The organism is Photorhabdus sp. P32, assembly GCF_038085095.1.
In the GTDB taxonomy this organism is placed as follows: domain Bacteria; phylum Pseudomonadota; class Gammaproteobacteria; order Enterobacterales; family Enterobacteriaceae; genus Photorhabdus; species Photorhabdus luminescens.
Genome location: NZ_JAZGJN010000280.1, coordinates 41,240 through 58,022, shown reverse-complemented (window position 1 = coordinate 58,022; position 16,783 = coordinate 41,240). Strand labels below are relative to the sequence as shown.

5 protein-coding genes are annotated in these 16,783 nt (G+C 43.1%); 1 reads left to right on the top strand and 4 read right to left on the bottom strand.

The features are described from left to right. Positions 1–218: 218 nt before the first annotated feature. Positions 219–1,151, top strand: a complete 933-nt coding sequence (locus V2H77_RS16380; RefSeq protein WP_341499659.1) for a helix-turn-helix domain-containing protein — start codon at positions 219–221, stop codon at positions 1,149–1,151. Positions 1,152–1,260: 109 nt separating this feature from the next. On the opposite strand, the gene V2H77_RS16375 is transcribed toward V2H77_RS16380, so the two are convergent. From V2H77_RS16375 to V2H77_RS16360, 4 genes are all read right to left on the bottom strand, one after another. After that, on the bottom strand, positions 1,261–4,140 hold the full coding sequence (locus V2H77_RS16375) for an RHS repeat domain-containing protein (RefSeq protein ID WP_341499658.1): 2,880 nt from the start codon (positions 4,138–4,140) through the stop codon (positions 1,261–1,263). A gap of 162 nt (positions 4,141–4,302) precedes the next feature. Then, positions 4,303–4,611 (bottom strand): phage holin family protein, encoded by a 309-nt coding sequence (locus V2H77_RS16370; RefSeq protein ID WP_074525063.1) that lies wholly within the window; start codon positions 4,609–4,611, stop codon positions 4,303–4,305. A gap of 65 nt (positions 4,612–4,676) precedes the next feature. Further along, on the bottom strand, positions 4,677–9,161 hold the full coding sequence (locus tag V2H77_RS16365; RefSeq protein ID WP_341499657.1) for a SpvB/TcaC N-terminal domain-containing protein: 4,485 nt from the start codon (positions 9,159–9,161) through the stop codon (positions 4,677–4,679). 56 nt (positions 9,162–9,217) lie between these two features. Further along, positions 9,218–16,201, bottom strand: a complete 6,984-nt coding sequence (locus tag V2H77_RS16360; RefSeq protein WP_341499656.1) for a Tc toxin subunit A-related protein — start codon at positions 16,199–16,201, stop codon at positions 9,218–9,220. Between the last annotated feature and the right edge of the window lie 582 nt (positions 16,202–16,783).

The window sequence follows — 16,783 nt, the reverse complement described above, 5'->3', positions numbered from 1 at the left end:
TATATTTTTGCTTAATAAGATAATATGGATTTTCATTAAAATAATTACCCTAATATAGTGGTAATTTATATTTATTTTATAATTATTGTGCAAGTATTAAATAAATATTAACAATTGATGTAGTGAAATTCAATGTCTATTAATGCATGTCCTAATGTAAAAGAATGCAAAGTAGAAACATCGTTGTCATGTTCTATGGTTAATATTCTATTTCTGGAATGAAAACAAGAGGGTATGTGATGATATTTTGTTCAAAGCAGCTAAAGTATTTTATGGAGTCAGCTAAGAAAGAGTCATTCACGTTAGCCGCGGATACGCTTTGTATTACCCCCTCTCCACTTAGCAGGCTTGTATATCAACTAGAACAGCGTGTGGGGTGCCAATTATTTGAGCGGCTACCGGGAAAAACCAAGCTCACAGAAGAGGGCAAGGCACTATATCAAGAGTTGCTGCCGTGTTATGAAAGGATCTTGAAAGTTGAGGATAACTGGAATTGTCGTAGAAATTATAAATTATCAAACAGAGACAAACTGGTTATTGGCACAAGTGGAGAATATGTTAATAAAATATCTACGGTCGTAAAAAGAGCGGTGCAACGTTATCATTATCGCGATATTTGTATAATCAACAATTTTCTAATTGATGATTTAATAAGGCAAGATTCGGTATTTTCTTCCTTAATGAAAGGAGATATTACGGTTTATGTGACGACTGAATGTTATCCAGATAATGATGATATCATCAGGATAGATGGTGCTTATCAAATACTGTCTTTGGCGATATCTAACGATATTTTAGAACCAGAAAGTCATGCGGATGAAATAATATCTAGTTTTCCTTTGGTTCAGCATAATAGTGCTTTTTTAAAACAATGCGATAATTTTATGCCATTGAATTATTTTCCTGAATACCAGAATTTAGCGTTATTGACGGTCCCTGATTTTACTAATAGATTGGATCTGATAAAAGCGGGTGTCGCGATAAGTTTAATGACGCCCAATGAAATGCGCTATTCTACCCATATTGATAAAGGTATAGCATTTCTGAATTTTGAATCACGTCCAGCACCATCGGTAAGGTATTGTGCTTATGCTCTCAGAAATAAATATAAAGAACCTTTAAATTCATTAATTTCTGATTTGATATTTTAATATGATAAATAAGGTATTGTTATTTTAATTGGTTAGATATTGCTTTAATTATTTAATGTTGAAAATAATCAAGCCATGAGGTAAATATTCTCTCATGGCTTGTTATTAATTATTTCTGGATAAAGTTTATTTTATTGTTGTATCCCTTTCTATAGGCGTGACGAATTTCAGAGAAAGTGATTGCTTCGGCATATTCATTAGGACCTTCTTTTCTTCTTTTTCCTGTTTTCCAGGGTTGGTCTGATTTTAATTGCTCGATAGTCAATTTTTCACCGTTATATCCAGCCATAACAAATCTGAAATCAGGTGATGCTAGTTGTTTTATAAACCAATCCATACCTAATTTACTTGTTTGTCTAAAGAATGCCGTGGCAATAGTATTTTTTAGCCATGATTGGTCTTCGGTTGATAAGGTGCTTTCAAGTTCTCCCGCACTTCCTGCGGAAGAAAATTTCGTTAATATATCTCTCTGTCTTTGAATAGGAAAACCGTTGCCATCGCTATTCTTTAAAATGAACGCATCTAATTTCTGGTATCGTTCTTTGCCGGAAAATCCGCTAAAAAGACTCTTTTTAGGTATAAGATTCTTTACTTTACTCTGAATATCTAATTTTTCTTTATTTTCTATCATATGAAAACCCCATGATGCAGTGTAAGCATATTGTTGTTCATAAGCTTCCTGCTTAATTTCATCAGGAGCAGATTTCTCTTCTATACTCATTGCATCCAGATATTTAAGTGAGTTAGTTCTTATATTTTCCTTATTCAATTTAGGTAGACTGTCCTCTTTAAGATCTTGAGAAATTCTAAAATAATCAGACAGACTCAATTCACCCATAATACCAAGTCCGGCATTATATTCATCAATGGTAACCGGATTCTTCTTAGCCGCTAATGCTTTTCCTATTTCTGAACCGCGGTGATGACTGAAACCATATATAACAGTGTGTTCGACATCTTTAATTTCAGGGGCTCTACCATCAGTATCATGATATTTAATTGGATTATTCCTCACCATCCGATATAAATTCAGTCCATCGATTGTTCCCGCCGGATCGGCACTTAACCATCGTCCTACCCAAGGCTGATAATATCGGTAACCGTAATAATATAGCCCGGTGGCATCCCGTTCTTTGCCTGAATAACGGATGGTTTTATAACTGGCTTCTGTTTTGCGCCTTGTTGCCCATAATGCCGTGCCGCCATAGGGATAGTACTCTTCCTCGCTAATAATCTCTCCTTTGCTGTCTAATTCGAGTTGACTGGAGCCGATAAGATTATCGTAGCTATAACGCAACTGATTATTGTCGATATCTTCCGGTTTACCGCTATCCCAATGCAATACTCGTACCTGTGCCCGGCCTGCTTCTCCTACCGTGATAACTTGCAAATCTTCGGTTGTGGTCGTGCTGTTTTGTGTTAGACGGAGTTCTAAGCTCGGTAAATAAGTTATTCGCTGTGTTTGAGTGTTGCTGCTGGCCCGTTGTTCATTGACTTTTAATATCCTTCTCCCGTCACTACTATAGCGATACCATTCCCGATCATCATTGGCGCTCTTGTCCCGTTTCACCAATGTCACGTGTTGTAGTTCACCGCGTGTATTCCAGTTCAGGTTTTGTCCTGGTATCAACGCGTTCTGATGTCCGCCTGCATCAAATAAAGCATCTACTTGCGCCGGATCTTCGGTCAGTGTGCTGAGCACTGCGCGATTGCTCCGGTTAGAAACCGTGATATTTGTGGTGTAATTGTTTTGCGTCGCCGGTGAACTGTGCTGGATTTTAGTCAGGTTGCCGCCACGGTCATAAGTATAAATGCGGGTATAGTTAGTGTAGGTGTTGTTATCAGAAGGTAGGGTGAGGGAGGGAAGTTGGTTACTTTGCTGACCTATATTCGCCATCTCGCGCCCGGTTGCGCTGATAAGCTGATACAGGGAATCGTAGGTATAAGTGTTTTCCGGCGCCACTTTCTGATTGTGCCAGAAGCGGGTGGCTTCTGCGTCATTACGGATACTGATGACATTGCCTACCGGATCATATTGATAGCGTAGGTCTTGCAATACTTTGGCGTCTGACGGACGGCGGGTTTTGATACCGATAAGCCGTTGGGTTTCCGGTTCATAACGATATTCGGTGATAATGCCATTTTCGTGTTCCTCGCGTAATTTTTGTCCGGCGGCGGAATAGGTCAGGGATTTGATAATCACTTGTTCCGTCTGGCCTTTTAAGGTTAACCAGCTCCCGTTTAGCTGCCCGGCTACATCATAGGCCAGACGTTGAATGTTCCCTTTCGCATCGGTCTGAGTCAGTAAAGCGCCGGTGGCATCAAAGGTGCTCAGGGTTGTGTAGATGTCATCAGCCAGCATGTTTTGCCAGACGGTTTCATTACCACCTGTCCAGCTAGCTTCTTGAGTGTCGCTCAATAGTTGGCTGGATTGAGATAAAACAGTACCGGTCAGTGACAAACTTTCTAATCGGGTGACTCCCGCCGTGTCATAGTGGCGCACGCACTGGCCGGCAAGGTTATGGTTTTTCTCTGCTTCGTTATTGCCAGCCCAAATCAGGCGTTCGGTGATACGGGATGTTTTTTCTGGTATTTGTTCGGTAACAGATAACAGACGACCGGGCAGGGAAGAAGTTTCATATTGTCGGGTTTGTATGACACCTGTTGCAGTTACTGTCAGCAGTAGCCTGCCTTCAATATCATTTAAGGTGACAGTGCGACCGGCATCGACGCTTTCTGTACACAAAATATTGCCGGTCAAATCATACTGCCAGAGAAAGTTAGGTTTTTGTTTGGCTTCATACAGACGCGGATCGATGCTTTGGCTTAGGTATCCGAGGGAGTTATATTGATGGTGAGTAATACAGATATCAGTATCACCGTTTGCGGTGGTACGGTGAAAGGCGATGTCACGGATCGTCAGGCCACGGTTATCGTGGACGTTGACGACAGGGGTCTTTTGATAAAGTTTAGGATCGATGTTTTTCATAATTTACCTCGTTGTTGGGGCGTTGTGTGTAATCCTTTCTGCAATTGCAATTTTTGTCTGCATGTTAGTTTTTCTATATATTCGTTTTCTTACGATAGTGTAGTAGATAATTTACCGGTTTAACTGCTGGAGACAGATGGTTTTTGTGGCCGTGGGAATGTCTTATTGCTTTCCTCCATCATCGCGATAATGCATAAAAAGGCGACGCCAGATCCAGTTCAATCCGGAACTTCCCGTGGTGCCAAATAGCCCGGCAATCGCAAAAGTCATATAGGGGCTGCCGCCACTTTCAAAACTCAGCAGTCCTCCTAATATACCGGTAAAACAGGAGATGATGAGTTGACAGAGTACGTTGATCCAATTCCATTTACATTGTTTGTTTTGTATATCAATGAGGTACCTTACCAATCCGCCCCAGGCCGCAATAAAACCAATGATCAACCAACTCATAAGTTGAGTATCTGACGGCATTATGAATGACACGTTTCACCTCTATATTATGTTATGTTTCCCGCCCTTCAACCGGGCGGGATTGATCAAATTACATCTTTACCGTCTTTACCATCTTTACCTTTTTCTACCTTCACCTCAGCGGCTGTGTCATTTTCATCTTCATTGACAGTAAACCAGGGAGTAAACAAGGTTCGACGGAACCAACCTTTTGCGGTGGTAACCTTGATTTCTCGGCCAATGGGATCATAGACATGGGTATCTGCATAAGCTTCTTTTTCCTTCCGGGCACTGTCATTACTGACATATCGCCAATCATTGAGGAAATAGGGTTGATAGGTGCGGATCGGTTGTCCCTTATTGTCATACTCCGTTCGTCCAGTCACTGCCCAACGATTCTCAGCGTGCTTGGCATTTATAATTAGAGAACCGTTTTCATTGCGTTGCCAGGCTTTACCTGCTTCATGTCGTACAGATGCTTGCAGTAAACGGCCAAAGCCATCACTGAATACTACCTGTTGACGAATCTGTTGCTCAGGATCGTGGTCATAACGATCCGTAGTCAGCATGAGGTTATGGGGAGGTAAACCGATGTTGTTGGTTAACAGTTTAACCAGTGGTGTGCCGGATTTTTGACTTTGTACCCAACGGCGGCGAGCCAGTGCGCAAATACGCCAATCTTCTGTGATGATCCTTAAATCACGCAGCGTCTGCTGCTCTTCCTGCGTTAATGTGTTGAAGGTTTCTTGACTGAATACTGGCATCCAGCTTTCAGGCGCGTAAACCTGACACTGTGCTACAGGGAGCGGTTTTTTTAACTTCTTAATATCATTAATATCTTTAATAGCGGCGCCCACATCGGATGGTGGAGAAAAAGATACTTTTTCCGGTGAGGAGTAACCGGTCATTTTGCCGTTCTCAGTTCCCCAAAAGCGCAGTGTGATTGGCCGGCCCAGTGCGTCCAGCGTGATAAGGTGCTGATTGTCATTGATATCCGTGAGTTGCACAGGAGTCAGAAAACGCCAGTCATATCTGGCTGAGGTTGTTAGTCCAGCAGCATCCCGGGTTTGTGTGACAACGCAATAGTTTGCATCCCAAGTGAGCGTGATTTTGCCCGTGAGTTGGGTGTTGCTCTGTTTTTGCGGGCGCCAGAACTGCTCGGCTGTGCCGTAATCAGTATAGCCATGACGAGCTGCCCAGACTTTATCTTCTCCAGTGCGCGGGAATAGATAATCTGTTTGCTGGTATCCGGCTTGTTCCAGCTTGGTTGACAATTCAGCAGATGGGATACTCCCATCAAACGCTGAGAGTGTGGATTGACTAAATACTGTTGTCTCGGTGAAGGCAATCAGCGCTTGCCGTGTTGGCGTTTGTGATGGCGCTGCATTTTGTCCATTGGTATAAACGGTTTTTTGCTGGCCGAGGTATTCACGCAGTTTATTATCCGCAATCAAACCATTTTCATCACTCAGGATTTCCAGATTTAAACCTCCGGGAGGTACAGCATTGTAAGTGAAGATATCGCTGCGGGTACTATCCGGTAATCCTAATACCCGCACGGTATTGTCGGTCAGATGATGCCAACTGAACTGTTGATAGGTGAGCCGTAATTTGTGTTGCTGGTCATCATAGCTGTTAGTAAATAAAGCATTAGGTAACGTATCAGGATACGGACTGATTGCCGGTTGCTGGCGGCGTGGATACTGTACCGAAACCTGTTTTAACGGTTGACCGAATAGATCGCTGGATAGCGTAATCTCTTGGCTGCATTGCGGATCGCTGGCGATACGTTCGTAATGATAGTTGCGGCTTTCAACTATAGATGACCAAAGCACAGGGTATCGGCTATCGGTATGCTGTAACCGACGTACCTGTGGGCGAAATTCAGTGACTGTGTAGGGAGTTTTTTCCTGTGTACTGCCATCCTCGCCGTACAGTTCACTGCGTAGTAGTTGACCTTTCAGTGCCCGGTTTAGCCAGTACTGACTATTATCATTTTCCGGTGTGAGCAGAATATCTTGATCATTTTGCCAGGTCGTAAAGCGTGGTGAAAAATCGGCAAAAGCCTGATTATCACCACGCCAATACTCTGTCGATAATGTGTTATCTATCATGGGTATTCCGGTGGCATACCAGTTTTTGGTCAGCGCAGGTGGTGTGAATTCTGGCGCTTTGCCTTGGGTCAGTTGATGGCTGTCTTTCTGTTCAACATAACCAAATCCGCGAAATTCCCGCTCACGTCCATCCCAGGCGCCATGTGCATAACGTAGTATTGTGACTAATTTGTTGCCGCTGATTTCATCCTCTATTTCCGTTTGCCATAGGGTGTGTACCGGGAAGGGTAGATAACAAACTGGTATTTGTCCGGCAGACAGCGCCGTGGCTTTTTCATCCAGCCAGAACTGGGCGGAACTGCGGTAACGCAGGGTGTGATGGGCCCCCATATTGTTGTTCATTTCACTGAGTAACCACGGTTTTGCGTTGGTCAGATCACAGCGCCAGTGATGGGGAGTCATATGCGGCACACTTAATATCAGGCTGGCGACGCCTAACCCTTGTACATCGGCCACTTGTAACTGACAGGTATGATCAAAACGCACTCCGGCTGGGAAGGGGAGTGTTACTGGTTCGGCGAAGCCGTTGCCGCTTTTATTCAGGAAGATATCCAGACGATCTGTGTGAACATAAATCAGGTCAGTTGGGCCGCTGCCATCCAGATCGGCCAGATAAACTTGAGCAGGATTAAACGTCGCTTCTGGTTGGCTAAATCCCGGAAGGGTAATAGGTTGACCAAAACATCCGTGCCCCAGATTAGGCCAGCAGGTGACTTTAGTCGCGCTTACTTCAACCAGATGTGCCTGACCGGAACCCAGTACGTCACTAAACGCCACCAACTTACGCGGATCGGCGCCCGGTACTGGCAGTGTGATATCACCGGATTGAACTACATCTTTTCCTTTGGCAAAGCCGTCGCGGGTATTGGCATATAAACGTACACTCTTAGGGCCGATCAGTACTAAATCAGAAAGCCCGGCTCCCATTAAATCGGCGAGTTGTGCGCGTGGATGAGTATATTCCACTGGCAAAACGTTGAGTGGGGTAAAGCGTGTCCAACTGCCATCTGGATGCTGACTATGATATCCCCGTAATCCCGGTCCGGTGATAACCCAGTCAAGTTGGCCGTCTCCATTGATATCCACCAGCGAGGCGTTACTTTGTAAGGAAGGGATAACCGACAAAGGTTGCATTTTTTCCCAAGTGACGGCATCTGAGCCCATATCGCCAAGACGTTGTGCAGAGCGGTACCACCAGGCGCCTTTATCTTGATATAGCAGACAGGGGAATCCTTCGCCTTTTAGATCAACTAGTTGCCAGCGCTGAATAGCATTGAAGTTTGCCAGCACATCCATCGGTTGCCAGCGAGCGTTATGTTGCGGTGAAAAATCCTGATACGCCAATTCTAATGGCGGCAGGGTGATAGCGATACCGTCTTGCTCGTGTCCTGCTCGGCGAACGAATACCAGTGTGCTGGCGATTGCGCTTTCGTCATAATTGAATATCAGGCGTGAAACCAGCGTTGGTCCGTTGTGTTCTTTTATCTCGCTATCCAGTGCTTGTAGGTGATGGTACATCAATACTTGACGGCATAAGCGGCGGGTACGAATCTCAAAACCATATTCATAACGGGAAAAACGGTCCTGGCGACAAAGCCAGCTACCTGTAGTCGAAAATGCTGGCGGCGTTTTCAGATTGTTACTGCGTTCGCCGTAATCAAATACCAGATAGAACAACCAGTCTGCTTGTGATGGGGCGCTGTCATCCAGACCGGGTAACGTTTCGCTGGCTGTCCGGTTGCCGTAATACACGATGTGTAAGTAACGTTGCGCGGTGGCCTGTGGATGGAGCGTAATTTCATCAGTTTCGCAACCTGTATCATCTTCGGCATAATATTGATAATAAATTTGTTCACCGTGTGGTGACACTGAGGCTTCCAACAGCCATTGCGCTGTTTGTGTAGTTTTGGATGGGTTGCTGATCCGCGCTAGAGGTGATTTACCCAGTAAATGTACTTGTCCATCTGGGCTATATATCAGCCAAAAATCTGTTTTGTCTGTTGTCTTGGGTGTTGCCTTGGGTTGCCAATATTCCAATCGGCTGAAATGACTTTCCAGACGGGAACGGTATCCGGTAACGGTAAAGGTAGCGCCCAGGTTGATACCTTGTAATGTTGATTCATCACGAGGGTGATCCGCTACCACCAATACTTCGCCTTCTGGCCCCAGAAAGGTATCGGTTTCATCATAATGGGGAACGCCAAAATGGGTGCGGCGGCGGATGGTCATAACGTTGCAATCCCAACCCAAACCAAATGGACTGTTACCGGCGCCGCTGTTGTAGTTTAAGGCGAGTGATGGAGCATAACCGCGCCCGGCAGAAATAGGCAACGGCAGAGACAGCGCGGCCATCCCATCCGGTCCGGTGGGGGTTAACGCTTCCCCCATCCCCGTGATAGCGCCCCCGCCTTTGGGCAATGATAGTTCTGTAATACTGAAATCTTGTGAATTTTGCATGAAAGACTCCTTGCAGGCCCCGCTTAGGGGCCTGTTTTAGCACTTAATTAAAATCGTTATTGGCGAATGGTGTAGCGAATATGCAGAATGATGTCGTTCAGACTCTCCAGCATGGCTTGTTGTTTGCCTTTTTCGTCTTTTTTGTCTTCTTTACTAATTGCATTTGGGAAGCTCAATGTCAGCGTACCTTCATCGATTTCGATTCCTTCAAACGGCAGGAATTTGCCATCGTTGAAATCCAGTTGGAACTGACCGCTGTCATTCATCCCATGAGAAACCGCTAATGATTTGCAACTTTCAGCCAATCCAGCGGCTTTTCCGCTGTAAGACAGAATCGCTTGCACATCCTGATAGGGTCCTAGCAGTGTCGGCAGGGTGACACTGATCTGCTTGATGCGTCGGGTTTCGCCAACAGATGCCGGGTAATCTTCCCGAATGTTCAAACTGGCAAGATTGACTGTGGCTACCAATTTATCGTCATTGAGACGGATGCCATTATTGTTATTGTCCGAATTATCTTTACTGTTTTTGAATAAGTCGGTGATTTTAGCTGCTAAATCAATTCTATCTTGACTAGGCTCCGTATAAACATCTACTAATGAAACGGTACGTTCTACCTCCAGTACGCGTTGTTCCTGTTTCAGGTGAGCATCTTCCATTTGCGCCAGATTCAGCATTAAGGTTTCACCCGCAAGCAAACCCGCATGGGTTCCCTGCCAGGCGCCGGGCTTGATAAAGCGTGCTGCGGCATCGTTAGTCTCCCAACGATAGGCCATTTCCGCCATCAAACAGCGAGCTACCGTTAAATCATAGAACTGGAAGTAAATGGCGGACAATCGACCACGCAGCCAGTTGTACAGCGCCTGATTACTGAACTTATGTTGCAGGAAGGTCAGTTGTGCATGAGTCTGCTCTTGTTGGGTTTTCAGGCTGGTTTTCTGCAATACTGCGGCTTCACGGCGCACTGCCAGCGAACCAAGTTGAGCGTCGATTTGTTTCAACTCGGCTTCCGCATTATTGCGCTGTATTTCCCATTCCTGACGGCGGCGGCGGTAGGCTTCAGATTGGCTAATTTTATCCGCTTCGGTGTTCATGACACTGGCGGAGAATTCCATGACATTACCTGTAGCTTGGGCGATCGCCCCCCAATGGCTACCACCATCAGCGAAGCCGAAGATGTTAGGCGCCAGATCAAGTGCTGCGCCCGCCAGATGAGATGCTTGAAGGGCAGTAGAGATGCCAGCGACGGAAGCACGCAACGCCATTGCCTGTTTTTCGCCTGCGTTGATGTCTTCATCGTAGAATTTGCTGTAGCTATCAAAACGCGACTGGGCTCCAGAGCGGGTTTTTTCCAGTACGGTTTTTTCAGCATCCAGCTCTTGGATGGTTTTGTCCTGTATGCTGAGATTGGTCAATATCAGTTCTGCTGCCTGATTCTGCAACAGAGTGTTTAATGCTTCTGCATCCTGACGTTCGATAATATTTTGCAACGTGGAGCCGAATTGGGTTAGCTGACTGACCATACTACGGGCGTTTTCCAGCATATGAGGGAAACGCCACACTGATATGAATTCTGACGGAAGATTACTTCCTCCTTGTGAACTGGCGACAGCGGCGCTGAGCAACGCTTTTGGATCTGCCGGTGCTGCGAAAATAGGCAGATGTAAAGGTTGACCGTCAATAGAGAGGTTATGGCGCAGGTTATACAACCGTTGTTCTAGTTTCTGCCAGTAGCTCAGCATCACTTCGTTGACTTGAGGCAGGAAAAGATCTGTTTTGTTTCCACTTGCAGGCTGGCCTTGTCGTAAATCTGTTATTTCTTTGGCATGTGCCTGTTGTTTTTCAAGAGCTGCGGCCTCTTCTAGCTCTGGATTACTCCATGTTGAACTGAGTGGTAAATGAGGTTTATCGCCCAATAAATGTAGTGCCTGCATATACCACATTTTGGCTTCGGCGAGTGTGTCTCGTTCCAATTGACGATAAGCGTAATCTCCCTGTTCGATCAACAGATCAAGGGCGCGCATAAAGGTGGAGACTTTGTAGTGCATGGGATCATGTTGAGCTATGGCATCGGGATCAAATGAATCCAACGGATCATCGTTCCAACTAGTGTCTTCTTGTAATGGGCGGACATTCCAGCGGTAATGTTGCATTTGACCATTGACAATATAACCGGATGGGTTCCAGACATATTTCAGCCAACGGTTAGCCTCATCGAAGTTTTGCTCGTGCAGCAAACGCTGAGCGATCAGCATTGGGGTATAGTAGAACAGTTCCCAGAAATAGAGACTGTTGGCGCCGTTGAAGTCCATTGGTTCCGTAGCATCAGGGGAATTTTCCCCTAATTTAGGTTCCTGAATATTCTGGGTTTCCATGCTCAAAATAGTATCTATCCCGGCGTTGGCGCGGCTAATTAATTTACGGGCAAACAGTGTATTAAGGCGAGTACGATAAACTCCCCATTGCATATATTGTGCTCCGTTTGCATCATGGTGCAGGGTCAGGACATCATTAATATTCGCCTTTTTGATAACACGAATGTTGAAATGTTCTTCGCCTAGATTACGATCATTCTTGTCACCGTCAGATTTCTCAGCAAATGCGGTAAAGGTGATATCAACACTCGCTGAATTATTAATAAAATTCAGATTCGAAACGTCTATTTCGAGAGGCTTGAACTGATAAATCATCTCTTCGAAGCTGGGTAATGGTTTATTAGAACCGTGTGTTTTAGCTGTAAAAGTGTTCTGCTGATTACTCTGACTGCCAGAATTCACTTTTACCTGAACTTTTTCCGGGAGAATGGCTGTGTTGATGTTTATTGGCCCAGAAACATCGGTATCAATTCCGCCGTGGTCATCCATATAGAAATATTTTCTGAATAATCCTTCGTCTGTAAGCGAATGGGTGATATAGCCATCATTACCATTGATATTATCTGTGGATATTTCTTGTGCTTGTTGTGATCCAGTAGCAGGGAACCAGGCTCTTACAAAGTTAGTGGAGCTATCCCGATAAAACAGGAGTCTTCCTTGACTAAGCTGACTGGTATTTCCTTCGTATTGATAAACAGGGTAGATGAATTTTTTATTTGATAAATTATTCGGGTTAATACCTAGCGTGGTATAAATAATAAATTTATCACCGAGTTTGCCGTATTTCTTCATCAGATTGCATTGGTTGCGTTGTCGGCCTACAAGTCCATTATGAATAATTCTTAACTTTGGTGAGATTTTTATTTTTGAGCTATTGCTTTTGTCTCGGGTAATCAGAATACTCCCACCATATACCATACTCAGGTAGCCCTCTCCCCAATCATAACTGTTATTAGTGTTTACTGATGAAGGGATTTCGTAGCTTTCTGCATAGCGATTATTGACTCTTATAATACTATTGGTATCAAACTGTTTATGAACATTAGGTCTGTAACTTTCAGGTATCATTTCCTTAGGAGACATATTGGAAGTGATATATAGTCCTTTTATTGGTGCTGTGTTTGTGTATTCATCTAATTGATTCTTTTTTTGATAAAACATCACCAGCAATTTATCTTTCCCTTGAAAGCTTGAGCAGTAAAGTCCAGGAGCCTTATTTCCCAGACTTAAATCGGATATTTCTTTTTTTACATTAATAGTGACTGGTGTATTCCAGGTACCGTCATAACGAATATGCGCTAGTTTCAGTTCATAATAATAACCCGAGGTGGTTTTGTCACCTTCCTGTTTAGCCGTCTTTTTCTGCTCCAGCCAGATAAGATACAGGCGGGATTGGAAAATTACCGGGCGAATAGTGTCTTCGTAAGGGTTAATTGGGCAGTCAATTTTGTGCCACTCACTCCAGGCATTAGCAGGGAATTTTCCGTCGCTGAATTTATTGTGATCCACACTGCGCCAATAATATTGATTCACTTCTGTTTTACTACGTCCGATAAAGTAAGTTAATCCTTGATCATTATTAATGTTGTCATGGTAAGCACTGAGGATTTCCAGATTAGCCACTTGTTCGAATGATGTCAGATAAGATTTAAAGGCATCTTCTACGGTATCGATATTTAATTGGCTTTGGCTGATGGATTGCAGCAGCGTATCCATCATTTTTGTCTGCCCAATACGTAGTGTCGGATCGATGTAATTCTCTGGATAGTAAAGGAGTTTAGCCATACCGGCCCAAGTGCTGTAGCGTTTATTGTATTTATCCCAGTTGGTGAAGAATGAGCGGCTGGTGACGCTTGTGACAGTATCTCCCTCCATATTTTTCAACGCGCGGTTAATATACAGTTGGATACTGGCGATAGCTTCCGCAATCTCCGTGGTTTTAATGGCGGCGGAAACCTGATTATCGATCAATAGGTATTGATATAGATCGTCACGGTTTTTAATGACTATATCTTTTCTAATTTGGTTACGCATATAAATATAGTATTCACTCAATGCAGCGCTGCGAGACTCATCCAGAAACGCATGTAGAGCATTGGTCTTTTGGGTGTCCAGCCCGGCGGTTAATATCTCAGCGACGTTTTTCCATTGGGAGTAGTCATTAGAGGGCGATTCTGTGACCAGCATTTTATCCAGCGCAGAAACGTCTTGTGGAGAGATGTTCAATTGACGTGAGATATTAATCCATTGCCGGATGGCGTCGATAGATGACCAGTTGGGAAAATGAGCTCCTGCTTGAGTCTTGGCTTGCTCCAGTAGATTGTTATCGAGATTCATGGCGTTAGCCAGTAGTTCTGTTGTTAATGTTCCTTTTTCAAACTCGGTCAGTATAGAAGAGGCGTTTTCTCCTAGTGAGTTAACCCAGTCAGTAAAACGCGTTAGTGTTATCAGGGAATGATGTGTTGGTGCTGTTATCTCTGTCATGCTGAAAAGTTGAGGTTTTGTCACAAACAGACGTAAGGTGCTTTCGTTAAGGCCGGTGGAACGATAAATCAGTGCCAGTTGTGCTAGACACTGGCAATACTGGACCACAGGTTCAGCTTGTTTTTGGAATTCAGGTTGAGCTGTAACGGGGTTTTTCCGCAACCAGTTCCATAATTTTTCCGCTGTCATTTTTCCTGTGCCGGGTTCCAGTTTATCTGCCCAGGTGAGTATGGAATATGCCGCATGTTCAGATGGTAATTGCAAAGCGGGGGCGATATAAGGAGATATGGCTTTTAACAGCTCTTCTTTGGTTTTTACCTTTTTCTTGTCAAAGTCTTGCAGGCCGTTATATACATTATCGAGTAAGTTGTGTATTTCCGGGACTAGAGTTTTGTTATAGTCAGTGGTGGTCATCGCAAATAACTGATACACACTCCACTTCCGTGTATGCAGCCAACGGGTAACGGTATAGAGTTTGCTAATTAGAACAGCCAAATTGTCATGAGTAATCTCAGATAAATTGGTTTTTCCTTCATCTATGGCAATTAGTAGTACCCCTAATTCATCAATAGTTAACTGATGGATATCTGCCAGTAATTTGGTTAGATTGGGATGAGAAGAATTTTCTGAAATGGGTGCTTTGCACAGTATTAGTGCAGTCTCAGCATCAATACCATAACGTTGCATATAGTATTTAACACGAAAGATTTTTTGTAATATTTCTTTATTGATATTGAATTCTGTACTGATGCTGCGGAGGATTCTACTTAATACCGTTGGTGATAAGTTTATAGCTTTGAATAGACGAATAAACTTATTAAGTTTTAATAGAGGAAAGTAATCATAGTTTTTAATAGTAAAGGTTACTTTATCTGGTTGTTTATCTCGATTATTTATCAACTCTAGACTAATTGTTACTGTATTTTGTGATCTAGTTTGATTAATTAACGACGCGAAAATAGTTTCTAACGTGATATCACATGAGAATTTTTCGTTTGCCTGAATTGAACTATTTCCTAACGTTTTTCCGTTTGATGTAATTAATACATTAGTACCAGGTATTATGTTTTCTTTTGGTTTTAAACTTAAGTTAAATTTATTATCTCCGAGAGGGGATAATTTGATATCTTCTATCTTATGGTTGTTGGAGGTGTATTCCCAAGTAATCTGATAAACATCGACCGAATTGTTGCTGTTGATTGCCTTAGCGATTTGCTGATTTTCATTGTATTTCTGTTGACCAAAATTAATTTCCTGATCAATAAAATGAAATTGGTTAAATTCTTTATCAGATAAATTATAATAACTTTTCAGATAATTCGGCTCTATTATCAGAGAAGGTTCAATTTTAAGAGAAGGTTTAATTCTACCAAAATTCTTCTCATAAAGGTCTTTTGCGGTGTTTTCTGCTCCAATCTCTTCTGTCAGAATAGTAAATAATTCAGGCGAGACAGAAGCATTAATCTCCAACAGAGAAGTTTGATACTTTAATTCATCAATAGTCGTTTCTGGTGATGTACTAACGTGTTCAAACACCGGAGCCTGTAATTGAATAATCTTACGTACACTTTCATAAGCATCGTGATATGGCATCATACTAGAAACGCGGAAATTGGATAACGCTTTCATTACTTTAGTGTGGCTGTTCAAATCAGGCTGAGTTTTAATCCCCGCTAGCAATATGTTATTAGACAGAGAAAGTGTGGAAATCTCCGTATCCATATTTTTCTGGCTAAGCATCAATGACTTGAGATCCGGACGCCGTGTATCCAAATGATAAATAGAATTTTCATCATGTAAATTCCGTGCCTGACGATAAAGTTCAGCCAGATAAGCCGCGGGAGAAAACATAGAAGAAATAGCGTCAGGGGCTGTATATTTGCTGGCGCGATTGCCAAATCTGCTATTATAACCTTGCTGGTCGGCATGAGGTGTTGTCAGGGCAAGATGGACCGCACTTTGTAAATGAGGATTGGCGCGTTTCAGAATGCGGGCTTCATGCAGGAGATTTTTCTTTTGTTCTTGTTGTGCTTCAAGATATAAGCTTTGGGTCTGTGACCACGATAGTTCGTCCTTCACTTTTCTGCGAAGCTCTTCAAAAGAGAGATGGCAAATATCAGTTTTTGAATTAAAACCTTTACGTTTCAAAATGTCATTGATATTGGTTGTGGATGTGTTCATGTTTATTCCTTTTAAATGTTAGTTCAATAAAACATTTATGCTGGCCTGAGTACCGTGGATATAAATAAGGTTACTTATACCCGTCATCTTTCAAGTTGCTTCTTTGTTGGCTGCACTCGCTCACCCCGGTCACATAGTTATCTATGCTCCCGGGGATTCGCTCCCTTGCCGTCGCGATGCATCTTGAAATCCATTGGGTATATATCCATCAAAACAAAGGCAACACAGGTAACGTCTGATAACAGTCTGAAATTAGGTTGAAAATAACGGCTAAATAAAAAACACCATTTAACTATCAACTATTTCGTAACGTTATTATTTATTTAAATGGCTATTGTGATGCAATAACAAAATTTATAATTACATCATAAGTAATATAATTGGTTAACAATAAACAAATGAAATAATTGCATTTGTTACATATTGCATGTTATGAAAAAGAAGAGGGTTGATGTTTTATAGTAGGCAATGGAACTCACGAGAAAAGGAAATATCTCTGTTATAACGAGCGCCAGACAGGTTAAGAGAGCAGACTGTGAGTGGTATATATTCGTGAAAAGTTCAGGCCCCGTTTAGGAGCCT